Annotated in this window: 18 protein-coding genes; 12 read left to right on the plus strand and 6 right to left on the minus strand. The window is 68.3% G+C overall.

Annotated features, from left to right (window positions below; all coding sequences use genetic code 11):
- Positions 1-703 precede the first annotated feature (703 nt).
- Together ACIRP7_RS27765 and ACIRP7_RS27770 are read right to left on the minus strand one after the other, a co-directional pair.
- Entirely contained in the window at positions 704-1,354 is a 651-nt protein-coding gene (locus ACIRP7_RS27765) for a DUF6338 family protein (protein ID WP_403664739.1), read from the minus strand.
- Positions 1,351-6,138, minus strand: coding sequence for a tetratricopeptide repeat protein (locus ACIRP7_RS27770; RefSeq protein WP_403664741.1), 4,788 nt, complete (start codon positions 6,136-6,138; stop codon positions 1,351-1,353). Before ACIRP7_RS27770 ends, ACIRP7_RS27765 begins: the two co-directional genes overlap by 4 nt.
- Before the next feature lie 298 nt (positions 6,139-6,436).
- Here ACIRP7_RS27770 and ACIRP7_RS27775 point away from each other — a divergent pair, with 298 nt between their 5' ends.
- From ACIRP7_RS27775 to ACIRP7_RS27785, 3 genes are all read left to right on the plus strand, one after another.
- On the plus strand, positions 6,437-6,892 hold the full coding sequence (locus ACIRP7_RS27775; RefSeq protein WP_403664743.1) for a hypothetical protein: 456 nt from the start codon (positions 6,437-6,439) through the stop codon (positions 6,890-6,892).
- Between the two features lie 445 nt (positions 6,893-7,337).
- Positions 7,338-7,784, plus strand: coding sequence for a hypothetical protein (locus tag ACIRP7_RS27780; protein WP_403664745.1), 447 nt, complete (start codon positions 7,338-7,340; stop codon positions 7,782-7,784).
- 596 nt (positions 7,785-8,380) lie between these two features.
- Entirely contained in the window at positions 8,381-9,220 is an 840-nt protein-coding gene (locus ACIRP7_RS27785; RefSeq protein ID WP_403664747.1) for a transposase family protein, read from the plus strand.
- 355 nt (positions 9,221-9,575) lie between these two features.
- Here the strand turns inward: ACIRP7_RS27785 and ACIRP7_RS27790 are convergent, their stop codons facing one another.
- From ACIRP7_RS27790 to ACIRP7_RS27805, 4 genes are read right to left on the minus strand one after another with little or no spacing between them, the layout of a single operon-like run.
- Positions 9,576-10,988, minus strand: a complete 1,413-nt coding sequence (locus tag ACIRP7_RS27790; RefSeq protein ID WP_403664749.1) for an amidase family protein — start codon at positions 10,986-10,988, stop codon at positions 9,576-9,578.
- Positions 10,985-12,193 carry an MAB_1171c family putative transporter gene (locus tag ACIRP7_RS27795; RefSeq protein WP_403664751.1) on the minus strand — a complete coding sequence of 403 codons (1,209 nt, stop codon included), beginning with the start codon at positions 12,191-12,193 and terminating at the stop codon, positions 10,985-10,987. Before ACIRP7_RS27795 ends, ACIRP7_RS27790 begins: the two co-directional genes overlap by 4 nt.
- On the minus strand, positions 12,190-12,702 hold the full coding sequence (locus ACIRP7_RS27800; RefSeq protein WP_403664753.1) for a hypothetical protein: 513 nt from the start codon (positions 12,700-12,702) through the stop codon (positions 12,190-12,192). The genes ACIRP7_RS27795 and ACIRP7_RS27800 overlap by 4 nt, the downstream gene beginning before the upstream one ends.
- Positions 12,703-12,745: 43 nt before the next feature.
- On the minus strand, positions 12,746-13,225 hold the full coding sequence (locus ACIRP7_RS27805; protein WP_403664755.1) for an XRE family transcriptional regulator: 480 nt from the start codon (positions 13,223-13,225) through the stop codon (positions 12,746-12,748).
- Between the two features lie 1,123 nt (positions 13,226-14,348).
- On the opposite strand from ACIRP7_RS27805, the gene ACIRP7_RS27810 reads away from it, so the two are divergent.
- The 9 genes from ACIRP7_RS27810 (at position 14,349) to ACIRP7_RS27850 (ending at position 21,797) form a co-directional block, all read left to right on the plus strand.
- Complete coding sequence (locus ACIRP7_RS27810) at positions 14,349-15,254, plus strand: helix-turn-helix domain-containing protein (protein WP_403664757.1); 906 nt, start codon at positions 14,349-14,351, stop codon at positions 15,252-15,254.
- 5 nt (positions 15,255-15,259) lie between these two features.
- Positions 15,260-15,952 carry a hypothetical protein gene (locus ACIRP7_RS27815; RefSeq protein WP_403664759.1) on the plus strand — a complete coding sequence of 231 codons (693 nt, stop codon included), beginning with the start codon at positions 15,260-15,262 and terminating at the stop codon, positions 15,950-15,952.
- A 146-nt stretch (positions 15,953-16,098) separates the two neighbouring features.
- Positions 16,099-16,734 (plus strand): WhiB family transcriptional regulator, encoded by a 636-nt coding sequence (locus ACIRP7_RS27820; RefSeq protein ID WP_037706294.1) that lies wholly within the window; start codon positions 16,099-16,101, stop codon positions 16,732-16,734.
- Positions 16,731-18,359, plus strand: a complete 1,629-nt coding sequence (locus tag ACIRP7_RS27825; protein WP_403664761.1) for a hypothetical protein — start codon at positions 16,731-16,733, stop codon at positions 18,357-18,359. Before ACIRP7_RS27820 ends, ACIRP7_RS27825 begins: the two co-directional genes overlap by 4 nt.
- Positions 18,356-18,547 carry a hypothetical protein gene (locus ACIRP7_RS27830; RefSeq protein WP_403664763.1) on the plus strand — a complete coding sequence of 64 codons (192 nt, stop codon included), beginning with the start codon at positions 18,356-18,358 and terminating at the stop codon, positions 18,545-18,547. Before ACIRP7_RS27825 ends, ACIRP7_RS27830 begins: the two co-directional genes overlap by 4 nt.
- Positions 18,548-18,705: 158 nt before the next feature.
- A complete protein-coding gene (locus tag ACIRP7_RS27835) occupies positions 18,706-18,879 on the plus strand; it encodes a hypothetical protein (RefSeq protein ID WP_403664765.1) in 174 nt (57 codons plus the stop codon).
- A 206-nt stretch (positions 18,880-19,085) separates the two neighbouring features.
- The gene (locus ACIRP7_RS27840; RefSeq protein ID WP_403664766.1) at positions 19,086-19,547 is read left to right on the plus strand and encodes a plasmid mobilization protein; all 462 of its coding nucleotides are present in this window, start codon (positions 19,086-19,088) and stop codon (positions 19,545-19,547) included.
- Positions 19,544-21,268: a relaxase/mobilization nuclease domain-containing protein gene (locus tag ACIRP7_RS27845; RefSeq protein ID WP_403664768.1), complete on the plus strand. Its 1,725-nt coding sequence runs from the start codon at positions 19,544-19,546 to the stop codon at positions 21,266-21,268. The genes ACIRP7_RS27840 and ACIRP7_RS27845 overlap by 4 nt, the downstream gene beginning before the upstream one ends.
- An 82-nt stretch (positions 21,269-21,350) precedes the next feature.
- On the plus strand, positions 21,351-21,797 hold the full coding sequence (locus ACIRP7_RS27850; protein WP_403664770.1) for a hypothetical protein: 447 nt from the start codon (positions 21,351-21,353) through the stop codon (positions 21,795-21,797).
- The last annotated feature ends 15 nt before the right edge of the window (positions 21,798-21,812 follow it).

Consider the following 21,812-nt stretch of genomic DNA (forward strand, 5'->3'; position numbering starts at 1 on the left):
GCCGAATATTCGACCCCGGACGGCCCTGAACATCTCAGGTGAACACTGGGCATCGTGACCAGTTTTCCAGTCAGCAGATCAACGACCACCATAACCATTCACCGGCTGCGAACTTGGGCCGTCGGTATTCTTTCGGGAGGATTCATGAAGCGGTTCATGCCCCAGTTCTAGGGACGTCCCTGCGTGTCGGGAACGTTCGTGCTGCACCTGCACGCCACTCCCGTCCCGGCCACGGGCACCGGCCTGTTCACTCTGACCGCCTGTAGGCTCACATTCCCGATGTCCCTTTCTCGTTAGTAGTGGCCATTTTCTGCCCCAAGGGACAAGACAGTGAGACGAACTCCTGTCTGATCGTTCGCCCGTAGTAGTGCTGATTCCGGTCTCGATGAGTCTTCGCTATGTGGACGGGCAGATCGACGAGGACCGTCCCCGGCCGGCCGACGACGGGTGTCGATGTCTTCTAGCCATCGAGGACGGACTGGCCTGCCTCAGCCCGCGTCCGGCGCCTGGGTGTCGTCGGATGCGGTACTGGTCCCCGAGGGCCCGGGCGGTGGGTTGGCAGGCTTCTGCGGCGCGATCCGGGCGGTTACCGTACGGGTGTCCTGTAGGTCTCGGACGTCGCCGAACTCGCGCTCAACGCGCTTGCGGCGGCGGAAGGGCCAGATACCTCGCATCGCGGCGTCTCCTCATTGTCGGGGTGTGATTAGGGGCGTAGCCATTCGACGATGTCACCGTCCTTGAGTGACACCCAGACCCCGGCAGTCGCGTTCACCGGGTCTCCGATCGTGCCGTCCGGGGCGATGTGGTGCTGGTCCTCGATGAAGATGTCGCGTGGCTCGGGGTAGGTACTGACGAACGATTTGGTGGCGAACCAGCCGCCGACCCATCGGCCGTCGCTGAGCCTGATCCGCACCCACCGGCCTTCCAGTCGGCTGGCGACCTGGTCCCACGCTGTCGGCACCGGCGAGTTCGTGGTGCCGCGCGCTGGCACTCTGACCGGGAACCGGCCGATTACCCTCACCTCGCGCCAGCGTGGCTCTCCGTGCCGGAGATAGGCGAGCAGTGCTGGGACGAGTAGGCCGAGACAGAGGACGGCGAGGGCGGCGAGGCGGGGGTGCGCCCGCAGGGTGTCAGTGCCGCCGGTGACCCAGATGACCGCCGTCTTGCCGAGCACCAGCAGGTACAAGGTGTTGAGGAGGATGCTGACAAGGATCGCCTGCAAGACCCGGGGCGTCCAGCCGCGGTCGTGGGGGCGGGTACCGGAGACGGTCGCCCGGACTACGCCGTAGACGATGCCGGGCAGGACCAGCACCAGGAAGACGGAGACGGCGTACGCGGTCGTGGGGATGGTCATCGGGGTCCCTCGTCGGCCGGTCGGTTCGCGCTGTCGACCCCGTCGGCCCAGTCCCGTAGCTCGTTGACCGCAGCGCCGAGGTCAGCCGGCAGTTGCTCGCCGGGCCCGGTGAAGTACTGGTTGATGTCGGCGAGCATCTCGTGGACGACGTTTGTGCCCTCGCTTGTCCGGTGCAGCGCGATGAAACTGCGGGCGAGTTCGACCTGGAAGCGCACGAGGTCCGCCCGCCACCAAAAAACGTCCCAGCCATGCTCCCGGAGCGTGGTGATGGCGAAGCGCAGGCACTCGATCGCGTCGTCCGCTGACCCGGCAGCGTGGAAGACCTCGGCGGCATCGGCGCTGGCGATGGCGGCGAACGGCCGGAACCATTTGACATTGGTCGGAATCAGTTCGGAGTAGAGCTTCACGGCACGTTCCGCCACCTCCAGCACTTGATGGTGATCGAGATCCCGGCGTGAGAGCCGGGTCAGGGACAGGTGGGTGCAGTACGCGGCGAGCGCGGCCCGGGCTCGTACCGGCTCGTGTTCGATTGCCTGGCCAAGCAGGTCGAGTACCTGGATGGGTGGCGCTGCGCCCATCACCGTCTCCGTGCTCTCGCCCATCCGGGTAGCCAGTTCGTGGACGGCTTCCCGCACCGTCGACCACTTGCTGGCATGCCCATCGATGTCGTACGCCACGATGAGAGCGTCGACAGCCTTAGAGGTCAGTCCCACGCGTCGTGCCTTCGTCGCTGACTGGATGAGCATTCGCTGCCACTCCAGCCGACTCTCCGGGGTGCCGTCTCGTCGGGCCTCCTCCGACCTCTTCAGCGTGATGTCGATTTCCATGTTGCGAAACGCCCGGCGTGGGCTCGTCGGGCGAAGGTGCGCTGGCCAGATGAGAGGCTGACCGGTCCGTAGTCGCGCGCCGATGGCGGCGCACGCCATGAACGCGAGCAACATAAGCAGCGTGAATCCACCGAGTTGCACAAATTCGGTGACTCCGAATTCTTGGAGGCCGCCGAAGCGGAACGGCCACCAGTGGAAGTCCGACCACGGCGGATTCCACCGGGGGTAAAGCAGGGGGCGCAGGACGTTGGGTACCGGCGACAGCCCAGCCTTGAGACTTGCCAGCCCGATGAGCCAACTCACCAACCCGGCCAATCGGGCGACGGGCTGACTGATCGTGGCGACGAACCAATTGGGTGCCCGGCGCAGGCCCCGCAGTACGGTGGCCCGGTGCGCCGCTCCGGCGGCCTCGACGCCCGCCAGGGCCATGCATAGCAGGGCCTTCAGTGCTTCAGGAAGGCCCGTGTGGCGCAGTAGCACACCTGTCATGAGGGCCCCGACGGCGGTCACCACGGCGAACGCGAACGTCGACCGCGTCAGTTCGGCCAAGTAGCCTGTGATTTGACGCTGGAAATTGGCGAGGAGTCGTTGGGGTTTGTTTCGCTCCGCCATCATTACGATGGCCAGCACCCTCCGCGGTGTGACCTCACGTCGCGAGGAGGCGTACATTCTGCGGTGCCGACGAAGCCACGTACGCAACTGCCTCAGCGTGGCTGCGTCGGTGGCCGTCCTCAGACTCTCGTCGAACTGTCGCGTACCGATTTCTTCACGGACCTCGTTGAGAACATCCAGCGGTTGCTCGATAGCGAACGGTGCAGCGCTCCCGAGGGAAACCTTGAACGCTCGGACCGCGGTATCCAGCGCATCATCGTGCCTGCCCTGCCACCTGTAGAGGTCGGCGAGTTCGGCCAGCCCCTCGACCCGGGTCTGATCGTCGTCGACATCCTCGGCAAGATCCAGTGCCTCGTCCAAAGCGGCCACTGCGGACTCGTAGCTGTCTTGGTGCCGGTACAGGGCCGCCATCATCCGGTACGTGCGGGCCTGGCCAGGCAGATCTTTGGTGGCCCTTTGTATCTCCAGCGCCATGCGGTAGCACTTTTCAGCGTCATCGAGCATGCCCATGTCCGCAGCGAGACCGCCTAAGCGCTGAGAAATCAGACCGAAAGTCGCGAAAGCGACTGACGGATGAGCATCCGTGATCGACTGGGCGTACCCATAGGCGACACCGGCCTCGTGCTGCAGATCGAGCGAAAGGTACAGGTCGCCGATGTCGATGTGCACCAGGCAGGCGGACCGGTGGTCCTGTTCGACTTCATAGCGCGCGAGGGCCCGGCGCAGCTGTGCCTCGGCCTCGGTGTGGCGCTTCCGCTTGAGGTCGGCAAGACCGATGTACCGGTAAGTGTCAGCGATGCCGAGTGTCGCGCCGAGCTCTTCGCCGCGGGCCCGTGCCTGGTCGAGCAGTTTCTGGCCTTCACTCTCCTCGCCGTTGCGGATGGCGAGGACGCCGAGCCGACTCAGGGTCCCCACGATCTCAGCCTCGTCGCCGACCCGGCGGAACATGGCCAGGGATCGGTCGAAATGCCGCTGCGCCACCGTGTCATCGCCCGCGAGAACCCAGAGGTCCCCGATGCCCCGCTCAATGCGAGCCGCGTCTGCGGATGCCGGGTCCACCCAGCCCTGCGCGGTCTTGTAGTGGCGCTGGGCCTCCGACCACTGGCCGAGGTCGGCCAGCGCCCGGCATGCCTGGTTATTAACCAGCAGCGCCTCGCCCAGTTCTCCGGCCGCCTTCAAGTGGTGGCGGGCCTGCAGCAGTATGTCGGCGAGGCTGGCGGGCTGCTCATCACGCCGCCAGAAGGCCGCGGCACGCCGGTGCGCGTCGGCCGCATCAGCCGGCCACATCCGCAGCAGGAGACCAGCGACCCAGCGGTCGACGAGGTAACGGTCGTCCGCCCGGGCGACCAGGCCCGCTGCACAAAGACGATCCAGCGCCGTGTCAATCCGCCCACGGGAGTTCGGTGCAGTGAACGCGTCGGCGCCGACCGGCACCTTGAACACCGCCACATCAAGCAGTAGCCGCCGGTCCGCATCCATGGCGAGCTGGGTCAGGCCAGCGGCGTCCGCCGTTTCGTCGATGACAGCCTCAACGAGGCGACCCACCTCGTCGTTCCCCTCTGGCAGTGCCTGACTGGCCCGCACCGCGACCTGATGGTAAATGCCCGGATGGCCGCCGACCGCCTGCAGGACTCGGGTCTGTGCGTTCGCGTCCAGGGTGGACATTCGTCGGGCGAGCAGGCGTGCCTCGACGGGGTGCAGAGGTCCGACTTGATGCCGGTGCATTCGGGGGGTACCAGGAAGTGCGAACCGCCGGTGGGCGGTAAGCACCAGCGGCATGGTCGGCGTGAGCTGGGTCCAGGTGGTGAAGAACCAGGCGAGTTGCTGGTCGGCGAGCAGCCAGTCGGCTTCGCCGGGCGCCGCCGGTGGAAGGAGCGCGGCGTCGGGAACATTGGCGAGCAGCAGAACGGGGCCGTGTTGTATCGCCGGCCAGATCGTGTCGAGGTAGCGGAACCAGGAACCGACGCCTTGCCACGGCACCAGGTCCAACGCATCAGCGATGCTGTCGAGGACACCGCCGACCCCTCTGTCACAGCGGACACGGACAATCCGTGGTCCTCCCGGCAACCGTTCGGCGAGTCCATTGGCCAGGCTGCGCACCCCGCTGCCGCCAACGCCGTGCAGCATAATGTGCGGCTCGTGCGACTTCAGGACTCGCCCCAGCGTGCGCAGTTCGGCGCGTCGACCGACGAACGGAATACGGGCCGTCCGCTGGGGCACCGGCCGCTCAGCGGGCATGTACAAGGGACCAGGATCTGCGCCGGTGAACAGCGTCGGCACCCACCATTCCACCTGTGCCTGGCCGGGTGCCGTCCGATCGGCTTGCTCCCTCGCCTGCTCCAGGTCCTGGCGGGCCTGGGTCAACGCCGTCAGTGGATCGACGGCGGGGTCCGCGGCGAGTAACTGGTAGAACATGCCCTCGAGTTCGGTCGCATAGAGGTCACTCACCGTCGCGGTCATAGCCAGGACGGTAGGAACCCCGTGCTGGAGCAGTCCCCGGGCCATCCCCTTGAACTCATCTGAGTCCTCGATACCGGTTTTCGCGGTCGACCCCGTAGAGCACGCTGAGAGTACGACGAGGGGTGGCACGTGTCCCGATGACAGCAAGGCTGAGGCAAAGCGGGCGGTGGACACGTAGTCGGGGTTACCCTCGTCGTCCTCCAGTACCAGCACCCCGGGCCCGGCGTGAGCCGTCACGTGCAGGACATGGAACGGTCCGGTGCGCAACCTCGCTTCGATCGCCGCGAGGGAACCCCACTCCTCTCTCTCGAACTCGGCTCCCTGGCCACCGTGCACCGCCGGATCGGTCGCGGACAGCAGCCGGTCGACCTCGGCTTCATAGTCCAACCGCTTGTCGTCGCCGAGCTCAGGGCTGGCGACGACGGCGAGGATCCGTAACGGTCCGGCGGTCGGCGCCGCCGCCTGGGACCGCGCCGGCACTGTGCGGAACACCTGCAACCGCCGGTCCAGTGCGAACGACTCCGACTCCCCAGGCAGTACCGTCATCTCCCACGGCAGGTCAGCAAGGGCAGGGTCGTCGACCTCGACCGCGAGCCGCAGCGTTTCCCCCGCCCGCAGCGCCGCACCGAGGGCGGCTCCGGCATCTCCGGCCAGGAAGTGTTCTCCCAGCCGCCTGCCGAGCCGGTCCAGGGCTGCCACGTATCGCTCGACCGGCGCGTCGGTCGCCGCTGTGCTGGCGCCCGCCCGGCGCCGCGCTTTCGCCACTGCCCGCAACTCCGCGTCGATCTGACCCCTTTCCCCGCCTGGACGGTGCCGCGCCATCACGCCGCCATGCTCGAATGCCACCTCGTCGACGGTGATGCGCAGCCGCGCGGGAACCCCCATATATGCAGCCTAGATTCACAGACCGCAATCTCACCCCCTTTTTACGACAATCGTAGCGAGACCTGGCTGACTGGTCCTCGTGGTCTCCCCCGTCTGCGCTCTTGCGCCGCGCCGTACCGACGCGGCTCCTGCCACCCCGGCCGCTGGCTGAGGCCGGATACGTCACCTCTGTACCGATCGGCTCGGATGAGGAGCGAGCCCAAGGACAGCCGAACCGCCCCAGTAAGGAACGGAGCCATCCGAAGTGCCCGCCGCACCCCAAGTCCCCTCCATGCAACAGTCGTTCATACCGCTGCCAGTGAAGCGTGAAGCCGACCTCATGGCTCGTCGAACCGGGGTCAGGCCGGTGATCGCCTACGAGGGGGCGGTCGCCATCCGCCTCACGCACGTCAACGGTCGCCTGCGCATCGAGACCGTTTTCCGACGCAGCAGCCGAGGATGGAAACGCTCCGACTACCAGTTATTCCAGGACGGGAAGCGACGCCCGGTACCGCAGTCATGGCCGGAGTACCGCGCGCTGGTGGAGCGGCTGTGCTCCGACCCTGGCGCTCCGGCCGCCCTGCCCGCTCTCGTTCCCATCGCTGATTCCGAGATGCTTCCGGTAGAGATCCGCAAGGAACTCCGTCAGCGCGAGACACGCCTGAACGGACGGCACGACATCTCCGTCTGCGTCGGCCGCGACGGCAAGGGACGGTATGTCCTTGCCGTTACGTCCTCGAAGGCGACCCTGCACGTGGCCTTCGAAACCCGATAACCGCAGCGGACGGAAAGGGGCCACCACCGCCAGCACGAACTCCGTGCGAGTGGTCACTGCGGACGGGAAGGACCTCACCGACGAGGTCGAGGGCAAGCTCAGCGAGGCACTCGTCCGGCTCCTTAGCGGGCATCCTCACACCCCTGCGACGGACGCCAGCACAGGCCGTGTGCGAGCAGCGCAGGGCGGCGGGCCGGCGGACCGCAAAGGCACGGTCCAGCGGGAGTAACACCACTGAGTGGTGTGCATCGTGAAATCGCAGGTCACGGGTCTGGTGTGAGTGACGATTCGGGTACTCATGCCGGTCGGCGGCTGATGACCACGGCGTAGATCATCGGGCATGTCCGGTTCCGACAGTCTGCCGGGTTCGGCTGCGCCCGTGAGGGGCCCAGTCTACGATCCGTCAGCAAGTCGGCACGCCATGAGACCGCGGGAGGCTGCGGAGATGCAGGAGCGGCAGTGGATCACCGCTCGCCGGAGCGAACTGGATGCTCTCGCCGAGCAGTTGACCAAGCAGCTGCAGGAGGTGCAGGTCGAGCGGGAGGAACTGGCGATCGCAGAGCGGGTGTTGAATCGTCTGGCCGAGCAGGCCCAGGCCGATGTCGAGGCGGCCGCTCCGCTGTCGGCGAAGGTGGCCGGGCGGGCGGTCCTGCTGATCCCGCACCGCAGCGACGCGGCCGACGAGGGTGCACTGCCGGGTGACTACCGCAGGATCCTGGTGATCGTGCGGGAGGCGGACGGCCCGGTGCAGGTCAGAGCGGTTGGCGAGCGACTGGACCTGGACGTGTCGCTGCGCGGCAGGCTGGAGCCGCTTCGGGCGAAGATGACCAAGCTCGCCGACCGCGGCTGGCTCCACAAACGCCCTGACGGGCGGTTCACCGCACGTCCGTAGCGCCACGTCGGGCAACGTTCGCCTTCTGTAGGCTCTCGTCGCCGAACGGAGGTTTGATTTGGGTACTCGTCCACACAGAGCCTGGCTGGTCGTCGCACTCGTCGCGGGAGTTCTGAGTGCTTGCGATCCGACGACCATGGATCCCACAGACCCCGCCAACTTCAGCTCCGTCGCCTTCGTCAATGACACCGGCTCCCCAGCTGTTCTGTTCGAGTGTGCCGACAGCCGTGGGCGTGACTGCCATGACATGAGCGGTCGTCTCGCCCCCGGAGACCGCAGTGATCAGCAGGTGTACTGGGGAGCAGGTCCCGATCCCTGGCAAGTTCGGGACACACGGGGGCAGATCATCGGCTGGCTGCTCGTGAACACACCTCGTCGTGAATCCGGAGCTGTCTACTACCTCGGTGATGCCGGTTCCAAGCCCGGCAAGCCGACGACTTTGCGCGTCTCGCCACACCCTGCCCCGACCCGGTAAAGCGGTTCCCCTGAGACACACTGACCCGGACGCACACCGACGACGAATGGCTGCCTGATGCGGCAGTAGCTGCGCGGGCGGGGGCGTAACTGATTGGCCCCCGGCGGTAGTTGAGTTTGGTGTGAAGAAAAACAACCATCCCGTCGAGGGCCCTGACGGCCTTGTCTACACTGCCCGCCTGCCGCTGTCGAGTGCCACCCTGAACTGGCTCGCCGGCCTGATACGCGGCCACCTGAAGAAGATCAGGTCACGGTGGCGCGCCCTGCCCGCGGGGAAGATCGCCACCATCGTGCTCGCGGTACTGCGCTGTGACCAGCGGCCGGGCGACCTGGCCGGTGGCAACGGGATACACCGCACCAGCGTGACCCGGTGGGTCAGAGAAGTCGTCGGCCTGCTGGCCGCCCGCGCCCCGCGCCTGGACCGAGCCCTCAAAAAGATCACCCACAAGGGTGGCGGGGTGGTACTTCTGGACGGCACGCTGATCCGCACCCGGCGACGCACCGGCAAAGAGAACCGGAAGAACTACTCCGGCAAGAGCAAATGCCATGGCCTGCTCGTCATCGCGCTCACCGACGACCGCGGCCGACTCCTCTGGGTCTCGGCGGCCCGACCCGGACGGACCTCGGAGATCACCGCCTGCCGACACGACCAGCTCACCGCCAGGCTGCGGGCGGCCGGCCTCGGCGCCATCGCCGACCTGGGCTTCGTCGGGCTCGACGACAGCGGTCCCGACGCCGACCCGGCGGTGATCACCGGCTACAAGGCCGCCCGGATCCGGCCCCTGACCCGCGGCCAGAAGCTGTCGAACACCGCGCTGGCAGCGGTCCGGGCACCCGTGGAGCACGGCTTCGCCCACCTCAAGAACTGGCGCGTGCTCGGCAAGGTCCGCACCGACCCGACGTGGGCGACCGCCCTGGTCAGGTCCCTGCTCGTCCTCACGAACCGTGAAGTCTCCCGGTGACCGACGATCTTCACCGAAGTCATCCACCCACGACCAGCACGAGCGTCCCGAACCCCACGCACACCAGACCCATGACCAGCAACATCACGATGCACAGTGCTCACTGGATCCACACCGCTCGCGAAGCCGTGGGTGCCCAGGGCCCCATCAGACAGACAGCAGGACGCCGCTGGTCTTCGGGAGCTTTCCACGGGTCCAGAACACCTATGCCAGCAGGTGACGTACCCGAGCCCCAGCCCCGGCCGCTGGATGCGCTGCAGGAGCCGACGCAGACTCCGGTACTCTCCCCGACCATCTTACCGGGCGTCGTCGGTGAGCCCGGGCAGCGTCCAACTTAGGAACGATGGCTGCGTCCTCACGCAGAGGCACGAAGCAAGGATGCCAGTCCGTCCGCCACCGCAAGCAGAACGCGGTCCGCGTACGGCCGGCCGATGATCTGGACGCCAATGGGCAGCCCCTGGGTGGTCGTGGTCACTGGTACGACCAGGCTGGGAAGGCCGATGTGGCTGGTGAGGTTGGTCCAGCCGGTCTGGTCGAAGAAGTTCCGCTCCTGGCCGTCGACCGTAAAGGTGCGGCTGCCTGCCGGGATCGCGGGTGTTGGTGCGGCCGGTGTGACGAGGACGTCGTGTTCCGTGAAGAACCGCTGCCAGTCCGATCGAAGTCGGGCGCGTTCTTCGTTCGCGCGCAGCCAGCTGCGGTGGGTTTGGGTCCGGTGGCGGAGGAAGATCGCGCGGGGGCTGGTGTCGTCGTCCTTCAGTTGTCGTGTGGCAGCGAGTTCAGCGGCAGCCGTTTCGTCGTTGGTGGCGGCCGTCGCGGTGGCGTGCAGGAGCTGTTCGAACAGGCGTGTGGAGTCGGTGAAGCCAACAGGTCCGGGTGCGTGTCGGACCAGGGCTCCGGCTGCGTTCAGCGTCTCCTCAAGGGTGATTAGGGCCTGTGCGGTCTCGTGGTCGACGGGGCAGTTCGGGTCATCGGCCCAGATCGCAATACTCAATTGCTCGATGCTCTTGCCGACCGTCGGCAGATTTACGCGCCAGGGTGTGCCCTCAGCCGGTGCTGGTGTGGTGAGCGCGGTGAGGAGCATGTCGAGGTCTCGGGGGTGGCGAGCCAGGGGGCCCGGCGTGATCATGTCGCTGCTGGTGAGCCAGCCCGGCGGCCGGGGAACATGGCCGCGGGCCGGGACGAGTCCGTGTGTCGGACGCAGTCCGTACACCCCGCAGTAGTGGGCCGGCAGGCGCAGCGAGCCGGCAAGGTCGCTGCCGAGGTCGGCGGGGGTGAGGTGGGCGGCGACCGCCGCGGCAGGTCCACCGGAGGAGCCGCCGACCGTCCGCGCTGGGTCGTGCGGGTTGAGCGTGGAGCCGAAGAGGGCGTTGTCGGTGTGAAGGTCCTGGCAGTAGGCGGGGGTGTTGGTCTTGCCCATGATCACCGCGCCTTGGTGGCGGAGCCGCGCGACAGCGTCGGCGTCCTGATCGGGAATGTGGTCCGCCAGTTCCTGGGCTCCGCTGGTTGTGCGAAGGCCAGCCGTTTCGAAGCTGTCCTTGATGGTGATCGGGAGGCCATCGAGGACCCCGCTGGCCTCGCCACGGGCTCGGCGCTCGTCGGCGGTGTGAGCGACTTGCCGGGCCGCGTCGTCGTCGCGGGTGATGACGGCATTGATGGTGCTGGCGTCGATCCGATCGAGGTGGAGGTCGAGCAGCTCGCGGCTGGAGATTTCGCGGCGTTCCAGGGCGCGCAGTTGGACGTGCGCGGGCTGGCGGGTCAGGTCGGTCATGCGAAGGCTCGCTCGGGGTGGGGGGTGCGGGCACGTTGACGGGGAAGGTGGCGGGCGACGGCGAGGAGGGCATCGATGTCGTCCATCGGCTGGCTGGTCTCAGGGTCGGTATCGGCGAAGTCGGTGAGCCGGTCGGGATGGGGACGCACGCCCGTCTTGCGGGCGGCGATGCCGGCGAGTATCTGGTCGGCCGTGACAGCGGCGTCCAGCTCCTCGCCAGAGAGCCCTCGCGCACTGTGGCGAGCTTCGCTGCTCTCGCGGACGCCTGCGTCGAGGTACTGGCGGATCACGAAGCGGCCGTCGCGGATCTCGACCGCCCGCCGGTAGAGCTTGAACCCGATGCTGCGGAAACGGCGGCTCTGAGCGGGATCGCCCCGGTCGATTGGCAGACGGATCTCGGGCGCCTCGCTGTAGAAGGCCATCCACAGGCGGCGCAGGCGGTAGTAGCTAAGGTGCTGCTTGAACCGGTATTGGACGTTCTTGGCCTGGTCGGTGATCGTGGGAACCAGCCAACCGATGAGGGTGAGCATGGCGCCGACGTCGCCGCACGTCCAGGCGAAGTTCTCCCAGCCCACGAGGGAAGTGCCGAAGGCGCCGGCGATCACGTTGCCGATCCGGACGCCGCTGTATCCGAAGGTGACGACGGCACCCAGAGCGACAAGCCGCAGGCCGACGCGGACAGAGGTACGGCCGCTGCGCCCGGCAAGGCGCCAGCAGCCTCGGGCGAGGAACACCTCACCGACCGTGTACGCGGTGACGTACAGGGTGAGATACGCGTCGTACAGGTTGTCGTGCGCGTAGTACAGCGTGAAGTCGATCGGCCTGGGCGCGCTGGGCGTCAGCAGGGCGAAGAGCACCAGCAGCCCCGCGATCACTGCCAGGCCGGCGCCAAGCCAGGCCCGCGCTCTCCTGCGGGCGATGCCCGGCGGCGATCCCCAGTAGGTGAGGACCACCTGCTGGCAGGCGATCAGCGCGATCACGCACCCCTGGGCCAGGGGAACGGAGACGTTCACGGTGCCCAGGACGCGGTCGAGGTAGTTCCACATCGGGGTGATGGAGAACAGGAACGACAGGCCCGACAGCAGGAAGACGGCGGCCAGGGCCGTGGTGGCGGGGTCGCGGCGCCGGGCGGGGATATCCCTCAGGAGGCAGAGGAACCCCAGGACGGCGACCACGAGGCTGATGGGGTGAAGTAGGTCCTTCACCGTCGAGCCTCCCGCCTGCGCAGCAGGGTGTGCGCGACCCGGTCCTGGACCTCGTCGCCGGAGGACTCGTCGCTGCGCAGCCACCGGTCGATGATCCCGCGCTGCAGGAGCGAGGCGAGGAGTTCGGTCTCGCGTTCCTGCGCCTCGTCGTACTTGGTCCGCCCAAGCATCATCTGCACGATGGCCGGGTCCATGGTGGTGATGAGCGCTGGCGCCAAGGCGGACATTGGGCGGGTCTCGTGGTGCCCAAGAAACAGGTGCATGAACTCGTGAGCGATGATCTGATCTTGATGCAGGGGGCTGGTCCGCGGGTCGTAGAACACGTAGATGACGGCCTCAAGGACGGCACACGCCCCGCAGACTGACGGAGCCTGCTCTTGCGGCTGCAGGATCACTTCGCGCCCCGTACGACGAGAGACCTCGTCGCGTAGGTCGCGGATGTTCGTGACGTCGGGGAGCTTCAGCTCGGCCAGGGGGTCACCCTGGCGCCACCTACCCGTGGACCACATTTTCATTTCCTTGATCGTTTCCTGAACTAGGTCAGGATTGGGGCTACTTGGAGGGCGGAAGCCCCTCCATCTTTCGCACGCCGTCCACGAGACCGAGAACCGCTTCCTTTCCGTCCGCCGAGACGTCGGACAGGCGAAGGAGAACGTTTTTGATCTTGGAATCACGGAGCAATTCCAGCAACTTCAGTTCCTCTGCGGTCTTTTCGGCGACCTCATCGTCAAACCAATAGGCGGCAGGTACCCCGAAAAACCTTGCCAGGGCTTCAAGATGACGCTTCGTCGGATTGTCACGGCGCCCGGTGCGCAGCATCCACAGGTAGGTGGACGTCACCGTCTCAAGCCCTCGCTCAGCCATCAGCTCAGCCACTTCAGCGTTGCTGTACGGGCCACGATCGGGCGGGTGGACCGCTTCAAACAGGCGATTGAGCCGGTCACCGAGCTTCTTCGCGTGAAGCTCCATCGGTTCCTCGGTTGGCTCTTCCATGATCCTTTCCAGGGTGCTGGTTAACAGCGGTTCAGCCACTGTACTCCGCGATTAACGCCAGTTGACGCACCGATCTTGCGTATGGAAAGTTCTACCTTGCAAACGCCCCCCGCGTTCGCCCGTCCATCTTTCGGGATGGTCTGCCCGTTTTTACCGAGAGGTGAGCATGGCATGCGTGACACGTGTCACTTTTGCCTGGCGGGATTAGTCGCGCGTCCGTGATTCCAGAACACATTTGATCTTCGAATAGAAGGTACAGAGGCCACAGTGGGAACGCTCGATCCCCTTCGTGATGCCCGTGCGGGTAATTCTGTGAGGTCATTCGGGCACCGCTGCGCGCTGCCAGCCCTCGCCATACTCGTGGGCCGATGGGCGACTCTGCGTCGCCGCGACTGCACCGGAGCGGCGCGGCCGTCTGCGCCCACGGTGTGGGTCGTTTCACTCGCCAGCATCGCCCGCACCTCCGACGCCGACCGAGACCAGCCGGCGGTTCGCCGCCGACTTGCTCGCCATGGCGGGTACCGCCGAGCCCGCTGCCATTTTCGGCTCCGCCGGACTCACGCTGTTCGCCACTGCGCTGCGCTGTGGCATGAGACGCGAGGGGCGCTGAAGGTCATCTCCGAGTACGTCGGGGCGATCCGCCTGCTGCCCGTATCGCGGCCCGCTGCCTCAACCCGTAGGCACAGGTGCCGCCGCCCTCCGTTGCGACTTGTAGAGAGTCCTTTAGCAAGGTCTGGATCTTGCCGCAGGGTCTGCATATGTTCGTCGTCCCCCGCCGGGCACCCCGCCCGGCGGCAGACGACGCTAGGAGCCATATGCGGAACGCGCGATCCAGCCGGGTGAGATAGGCCCGAACACAGCGACGGCGCCCAAGGAGCGGTAACTCCCGGACGCCGAACGCCAAATGGTACTCCTGCCCCGGCAAGGGCGGAGATTTACCCACCTTCACCGCACCGGTCCTTTCCTACGAGGCGCACCGGCGCGGGTTTCACTACGGAGGAGAGTCTTACATGCCGCCTGCCCTGCGCAAAGGGCCGGTGCCCCCGGCTCGCGCGGCAGCCGTCCTCGCTTCGCCGCCTGGCTCCCTGGACACGCACCGGTTGCCCGGCGTTCTCGCGCCGGAGCCGGCCCCCAGCACCCGGCCCGTTTGGGCGGTGACCCGATGAGCCGGGACACCCGCGAATGGGCATGGGAGTACAGCGCCAGCCGCGGAAACGCGCGCCTGGTTCTGCTGTCGATCGCCGACCGGATCCCCGACGAGCAGTGCGTCGCCTGGGCGTCCCTCACCTCGCTGATGAAGCGTACGAACGCGAGCCGCAACGCCGTGCGCGGCGCCCTGGTCGCGCTGGCCGAGAGCGGCGAACTCGAGGTGCTCGACGACCTCGGCGGCCCGCAGCACAGCACGGTCTATCGGCTCCCGCGCGCCGCTGCATGGCTGGCCAAGGTCGCGGCGGCCCGGGAGGACGACCCCGGCACCTACGTCGAGCCCCTGACCGAAGCCGACCCGGTACCCGAGCTGAACGACGAGCGGCTGCGCAAGCACGGCATCTGGCCGAAGACGGGGTCCGAATCCGACCCCCGTCGTCAGGATCTGACCGGGTCAGAATCTACACCCCCTCGTCAGAACCTGACCCCTCCCCGGGTCAGAATCCAACCCCCCTCCGGGTCTGAACCTGACCCCCAGAACCGTAGTGAACCGAAGGTGAACCGTAGGTACAGCAGCAGTGGTGTTGCTGGCCTCACCTCCGCCGCGGACTGGCAGGTCGACGACGCGAGCCTGTCCTGGGCTCAGCAGCAGGGGCATCTCGCCCGCCTCGGCGAGCACGGCGTCCAGGCCGCTGACGCTAAGTGGCGCCACCACCGCAGCACCTGGAGCCCTCGCTCCGCCGCCGCCTGGGCTGCCGACTGGCGGACCTGGATCGCCCGCGAGCACAGCCCCGCCCCCCAGCGCCCGAACCTCTACGCCCTGCCCGGCGGCACTCCCGCGCCGCAGGTCGGCATGACCCGCGCCGACGCGCACATGGCCGCCCTGCTCGCTGCCGTCGATGAACCGACTGGAACGGAGTAACTGCCTTGAACCGCCGCGAAGTTGCTGCCGTGCTCACCTATGTCGGCCGCCTGGACCCGCGCACCATCCGCACCGACGCGGGCGAGGCCCGCGACCAGCTCGCCATGTGGCACGAGCTGCTCGGCGACGTCCCGATGGCCACCGGCCAGGGCTGGGACGTCCGCGAGATCGTCCGCAAGCGCATCGTGAGTTCGCCGTACCCGATCCTGCCGGCCGATGTGGCCCGCGAATGGCAGGTGCACCGCCGCGACCGTCTGGCCCGGCACACCGACCCGACCCCCAGGGCCGACCCGGACAATCCGGAAGCCTGGCGGGCGGAGCTGCTGGCGGCGCGAGATGCCGTGGCTGCCGGAGTGGCCGCACCCTCAGCTCACCGCGGGATCACCGCGGGGCGACACCGGCCGGGGCTCAAAGACCAGATGGCCGCCGTCGGCTCCTACATCCCGCCGGCTGTGCGCGCCGAGCTGGCCCCGTACCGCCCGGCCCGCGCCGCCCGCGAAGCCGCCATCGCCGCCGGAGGACCGGACGTCCTGAGCGTGCCGTGCGACTGGTGTCACGCCGACAGGGGCGAGCCCTGCCGCCGCCGTCGCATCAGCCTCGACGGAAGTGCCCGGGGCAACGCACCGCGCGTCACGGCCCACCCCGGCCGCATCGACCGCGCCCTGGCTGCGCAGGCCCAGCAGGCATCCGCCGCCTGACCGCAGCCCCCTTCTCCACCAAAACGTTCCGCCTGCGGTACGGCCCCACGCCGTACCCCGAGCCCGCCTCGCAGCGCCCACCGCACCCCGTCCCGCCACCGGTGCCGAGCGACCCGCACCCACCGAGGCGACTTCCGGAGACCGTCATGCGCCACATCACCACCAACGACACCCCGCCCCCGACGATCCGGGGCATCGCCGACCACAGCTGGCAGGAACGGGGCTTGTGCCACGGACTGCCGGTCAAGGAGATCGACGAGCTGTTCTTCCACGCGGCCCGCGACCGCGCGGCCATCGACGCGGCCAAGGCGATCTGCGGCAACTGCCCAGTGAAGAAGGCGTGCTTCGACTACGCCCTCGACAACGAGATCCGCCAGGGCATGTGGGGCGGGCTCACCGAGGACGAGCGGCGCCCCTGGCACGCCCGAGTCAACAAGCGCCTGGACTACAGCCGCGTCAAGGCCGCGTTCGAAGGCCGCGACGTCCACCTCAGCGACGCCGAGCGCGAAGCCGTCACCCGCCACGCCTACGTACGCGGCTGGAGCCCCGAGCGCCTCGCCTACGCACTGCGGCTCGACCTCGACTGGGCGCGCGACCTGATGCGCAACGCCGCACACGCCGTCGCCGACCGCGACCGCTACTGGGGGCAAGTCGACCCGGCCGAGGCAGCCGAAGACGGGTACGTCGAGGACGAAGCCGCCGAGGACGCCGCCTCACCGGTGCAGGTGCCCCGCCAGGCGCAGACCCACGCCCTGATCGCCGCTCTCCGAAAGGCCGCATGACTCACCCCATCGCCATGCCCTCCCTCCTCTCTGGCATCGAGCCCGTCCGCCTCGTCGCAGCCGTCGGCGTGCTCGCCCTTATGCTCGGCGGATGGTCGATCCGGCGTAACCGGACCCGGGCGAGCAGCCCGCGCGCCGGCACCCCCGCGGTCTGGGTCGCGGCCCTCGCCGCCCTCAACTGCACCGCCTACAGCGCCGACACCAGCTGGCGGTTCGCCGCCGATTACCTCGACATGGCCGGCACCATGGAGCGGGCCATGATGTTCAGCGCGGCCGAGCTGGCGCTGTTCGCGACGGCGCTGATGGCCCGGCAGAACCTGAAGACCCAAGGAGCACCCGGCCTGCCGGGTGGCCTCGTCTGGGTGATTACCGGGGTGCAGGTCATCCCGGCGTACGCCGAGTCAGGCACGGTGGGCGGCACCGTGCGGGCCTTCGTCGGCCCGGTCATGGCGGCCGTGCTCTGGCACCTGGCCATGGGCATCGAGCTGCGACTTCACAAGCCGGACGCCGCCTCCCAAGGGCTCCTGGCCACGCTCGGACGTGAAGTGCGGGAGCGTCTCCTTTCGCGCCTGGGCGTCGCCACCCGCAACCGCGATGCCGCGCAGATCACCAAGGACCGCGCGACTCAACAGGCCGTGGCCCTGGCCTCCCGGCTGGCCGGGATACCGGAGAAGGAGCGTGAGAACGGCCGTGGCAGCCGAATCACGCGGCGGCTCCAGTCGGCTCTCGCACGATCCGGTGTCGGCACCGACCCGCAGCAGCGTCGCGCGCTTCTGGAGCAGCTGGCCGCCCGTCGGCACGCCACGGCGCTCGCCACCGTGGTCCTGCCGTCGCCCTGGACTCAGCCCGCGCGGGACCAGGACGCCGATCGTGGGGACCGGTCCCCTCTCCCTGCGTCGATCGCGACTCCGTCGACGAACGGGACGCAGTCGATTGCGTGGGTGAGCGCGGTCCCCGGCGACGGTCCCCGAAGCACCGCATCGATCGGGGACCGTATAGAGGGGGACCGTCCGGAGCCGGGGACGGGACGTGAGCCGGACGGGGACCGTCCCCACCCAGACTCCGTCGGCAACGGGGACCGAGCCTCCGAGTCCGGCTCAAGCCTGCTGCGCGAGGGCCAACAGGTGGCAGTCGGGGACCGAGACACCGTGCCTGCCGGGACCGAGGAGCCCGACGACGGCGCGATCGGCAGTGCCGAAAATGTGCACGAAGCCGCTGCTCAGGAGGGCACAGGCCCGTCCCCGGCGGCCATCACCGTCGGGGGCGAGGGCCGGGAGCACCCGGACGCCGAAACGGGGACCGAACCCAACGGGGACCGTCCCCACACCGTCCCCGTACGGCGGACGCCGAAGGCGAGGGAGTCCCGGAACCGGCCGCGCGGTGGTCAATCCCAACGGTCCCGGAAGCAGCCGAAGCTGAGCGTGGAGGAGATGGTCGAGCGGGTCCGTCCCCATGTGCCCGCCCTGCTGGAGCGGGACGGCAACGAGTCGCTGACCCGGGTTCAGCTGCGGGAGATCCTCCGTGCCCAGCAGATCCGGGGAGGGCGGAACGAGCGTCTGACGCCGGTTCTGCAGCGGCTCCGTGACGAGACGGGCACCACCACGGCACGGAGTACGGCCCGATGAAGACCTGCCAGCCTTTCGCACACAGCAAGTCCGGCTTCGAGCAGGACATCCGCTTCCTGCACGCTCACGCCGAGCGTTACCAGGGATCCGCGCCGGCGAAGACCAGCGCGAAAAACGCCATGTCGGTGAAACGGAACATGGCGCGGGCCTTGAACCGGCACCTCGACCGCTGCCCCGAGTGCGGCTGACGATCACAAACAAGCAGGTCAGACGCCTGATTCCGCCCTTCCGTTCGGTGGCCCGGCCTCGGCCGGGTCACCGCCCCCGCACTGGAGTGATCGCCATCTCTGCCCGTCACCCGCGTGCACACGCACCGTCCACCGCTGAAGCCAGCGCCTGGGCAGACGTGCTCGTGCACCACCAGCTGCTGCACGCAGCCGTATTGACCCCCAACGGCCAGTGGCTCATCCAGCACCGCCCGGACTCGTCCGTCCGCGTCCTCGACGGCGCGACTGCCATGGTCGAACTCGCCGCCGAAATCCAGCACCGCATCCGCACCACGAGGAACGACACCCGATGACGAACCCGAGGACAAACCCCGCTCCCACGCCCGGTGAGCCGGAAGCCAACTCGACCTCAGCGGGAGCAAGTTGGTGCGAGAGTAATACTCCCGTTGGGAGTATTACTCTCGCGTCCTCCGCCCCGGGGGTGGCGGAGGCGGTCCAGCGCCGGGGGGCACTGGACCGTGGGGATGCGACCGAGGGCGGCTCGCATCCCAAGGAGGAGATGACGCACCCGTGCCACAACCCGCACTGCGCACAGCACGCGAGTGCGCCGCAGAGCCAGCCGCCCGCGCGTAATCGCACGCCGAAGACCAAGTCCAGCAAGCGCAAGCATCTGATCGCCAGCCGCTTCAACGACACCGAGAAGCAGTCCGTGCTCGATGCCGCGGCAGCATGTGCCATGACACCGTCCGGCTTCCTCGCCCACGCCGCGCTGAGCGCAGCCCGCGATCTGACGCGCACGGAAGCCCAGGTCGCCGGCGAACGCGAAATGATGCGCGCGCTGTTCGCCCTGGGCCCCGCGCTGAGCCGGATCGGCAACAATCTCAACCAGGTTGCGGCAGCCCTGAATTCGGACGAACCCGCGCCGCAGGCCAGAGCAATCCTCGCTCGTGTCGACCAGGTCGCCCTGGAGGTGTACGCGTTCATCCAGCGTTACCAGGACGGCGGGCGTCCGGCGACATGATCCCCAAAGTCCACGACATGGGCGATGACACCTACGGCCTGGTGGATTACCTCTACGGCCCTGGCAAGGCCGAGGAGCACATCGACCCGCACCTCGTCGCGGCGTGGGACTGCCTGGCCCCCGACCCAGGCCGCGACCCCAAGGCGACAAAGGGCGCCCTGCAGCGCCTGCTCGACCAGCCCGTCATGGCCCTGCCCGAAAGCGACAGACCCGCCTTGCATGTATGGCACCTGTCCGTACGCGCCGCCCCCGAAGACCCGATCCTCACCGACGAGCAGTGGGCAGACATCGGCCGCCGCATGGTCTCCGCCACCGGCATCGCCCCTGAAGGCGACGACGCCGCCTGCCGCTGGGCGGCCGTCCGCCACGCCGACGACCACATCCACATCATCGCCACCGTCGTCCGCCACGACGGCCGCCAGGCCCGCATCCGCCAGGATGGTGCCCGCTCCCAGGCGGAGGCCCGGAAGATCGAAATCGACTACGGGCTACGCCGGCTGAACACCGGCGACGGAACCGCCGCTAAACGCCCCACCAGCGCCGAACGCCACAAGGCGAACCGCCAGGGCAAGGAACGAACGCCACGCGAGGAACTGCGCGAGACGGTACGCCGCGCCGCCGCCGGCGTCGCCAGCGAGGAAGAGTTCTTCGACCGCCTGGCCGCCGCCGGCCTCCTGGTCAGCCAGCGCGTCGCGCCCTCCGGAGACCTGCTCGGCTACAAGGTCGCGCTGATCAACGACCGCAATGAGGACCAGGAGCCGATCTACTATTCGGGCTCCACCCTCGCCCCCGACCTCTCCCTGCCCCGCATCCGCGAACGGTGGGCCACCAACGCCTCCGAACCCGACCGCGACGCCACCACCGACCGCTCCTCAGGCTCGGCGCGCGTCACCCCCTCGACCGCACGCCGCCAGGCGACGTCGGCGTCCTGGCAGGCCGTACTCGTCATCGACCAGGCCGACGACGGACATATCGCCGCGCTGATCGCCGCGGGCGGCGAGGTCCTCGACGCGCTCGCCAAGACCTCGGCCGCGCACACTCGCCGCGAACTGCGAGACGCCGCCTTCGCGTTCGAGCGGGCCACCCGCTCCCACGTCCGGGCCGAGCGAGGCCACGCCCGCGGACTGCGGCAGGCCGCCCGTGACCTCGTCCACGGCGGGCCGGCGCTTGGCCGTGGGGAGGACGGCGCCACCACCGCCATGCTGATCGACATGGTGTTCTTCCTGGTCACGGCCGCCGCCCACTGGCACGGAATGAAGGAGCACGCCCAGCAGGCCGCTGCTGCCCGCCAGGCCGCCGCGCACCTGCGCGCCGCCTACCAGGCCGCCGCACCCATGTATCTGGGCGTCATGCACCAGCGCGGCCGTCGTCTGTCCCAGCCCCTGCAGCGCAAGCAAACCGCCTACCTGCGCCAGGCCGTGCCGGAACTGGCCGAGCAGGTCCTCACCGAGCAGGGCTGGTACGCCCTGGCCGCCACGCTCGCCGATGTCGAGAGCGCCGGGCACAATCCGGCCGCGCTGCTGGCCGAGGCTGCCGAGCGGCGGGAGCTGGACACCGCCGACTCGATCAGCGACGTGCTCGTGTGGCGGCTGCGGCGTATGGCCGATCTGCCCGCCGACCCTTCCGCCATGCCCGAGCACAGGGCCACCGCGCCCACCGCTGCCCGCGGTTCTGCGCAGCGTCCGACGAACCGAAAGGAGCGCTCCGCCAAGTCCCGCTGAATTCAACATTCTTAGAGTTGCAGCAGGTCAGGGACTTGCGGCACTCTCCTCGTGCAGGCGAGACGACAGAGATGGAGGCGGCATGTTCCGACGCAACCGTGCGGATCGAGAGTTCCGTGAAACCCAGCGTGCCGGCCAGGCGGTGCTGGCAATGCACACCGAGTGGCCGCAGCCGGACGCACCCCGCCCGGTCGCGGCGCCGGCCCCGGCCGCGCCCGCCTGCGCCACGGGGGTGCCCGACTTCCTGCCGCCTGACTTCCGGGCACCGTGCCGCCAGAACGTCTCGGGGTTCATGATGCGCTGGGACCTGCCGCTCGTCATCGACGGCGAGGTCCACGTGTGCCACTGCGGTGCGTACCGGAACTGGATCATCTTCAACATGCGCGACGACTCGGTGTGGCTGCGCTGCGAGGCCGGCCACGAAGCGGAGGAGACCCGGTTGGACACCGCCTGGTACAACCGCAATTCCGGTCCGGTCGATCACTTCCACCCGACCCTCGAAGACGGCCTGCGCCACCTCGGCCACTGAAAGCGCGAAACCCCT

Source organism: Streptomyces sp. NPDC102270 (assembly GCF_044766405.1).
Classification (GTDB): Bacteria; Actinomycetota; Actinomycetes; order Streptomycetales; family Streptomycetaceae; genus Streptomyces.

Excerpts from the sequence above, each read along its gene's own strand:
- ACIRP7_RS27765 (WP_403664739.1), bottom strand. The coding sequence starts at position 1,354 with ATGACCATCCCCACGACCGCGTACGCCGTCTCCGTCTTCCTGGTGCTG.
- ACIRP7_RS27770 (WP_403664741.1), bottom strand. The coding sequence starts at position 6,138 with ATGGGGGTTCCCGCGCGGCTGCGCATCACCGTCGACGAGGTGGCATTC.
- ACIRP7_RS27780 (WP_403664745.1), top strand. The coding sequence starts at position 7,338 with ATGCAGGAGCGGCAGTGGATCACCGCTCGCCGGAGCGAACTGGATGCT.
- ACIRP7_RS27790 (WP_403664749.1), bottom strand. The coding sequence starts at position 10,988 with ATGACCGACCTGACCCGCCAGCCCGCGCACGTCCAACTGCGCGCCCTG.
- ACIRP7_RS27800 (WP_403664753.1), bottom strand. The coding sequence starts at position 12,702 with ATGTGGTCCACGGGTAGGTGGCGCCAGGGTGACCCCCTGGCCGAGCTG.
- ACIRP7_RS27810 (WP_403664757.1), top strand. The coding sequence starts at position 14,349 with ATGAGCCGGGACACCCGCGAATGGGCATGGGAGTACAGCGCCAGCCGC.
- ACIRP7_RS27820 (WP_037706294.1), top strand. The coding sequence starts at position 16,099 with ATGCGCCACATCACCACCAACGACACCCCGCCCCCGACGATCCGGGGC.
- ACIRP7_RS27825 (WP_403664761.1), top strand. The coding sequence starts at position 16,731 with ATGACTCACCCCATCGCCATGCCCTCCCTCCTCTCTGGCATCGAGCCC.
- ACIRP7_RS27830 (WP_403664763.1), top strand. The coding sequence starts at position 18,356 with ATGAAGACCTGCCAGCCTTTCGCACACAGCAAGTCCGGCTTCGAGCAG.
- ACIRP7_RS27840 (WP_403664766.1), top strand. The coding sequence starts at position 19,086 with ATGACGCACCCGTGCCACAACCCGCACTGCGCACAGCACGCGAGTGCG.
- ACIRP7_RS27845 (WP_403664768.1), top strand. The coding sequence starts at position 19,544 with ATGATCCCCAAAGTCCACGACATGGGCGATGACACCTACGGCCTGGTG.
- ACIRP7_RS27850 (WP_403664770.1), top strand. The coding sequence starts at position 21,351 with ATGTTCCGACGCAACCGTGCGGATCGAGAGTTCCGTGAAACCCAGCGT.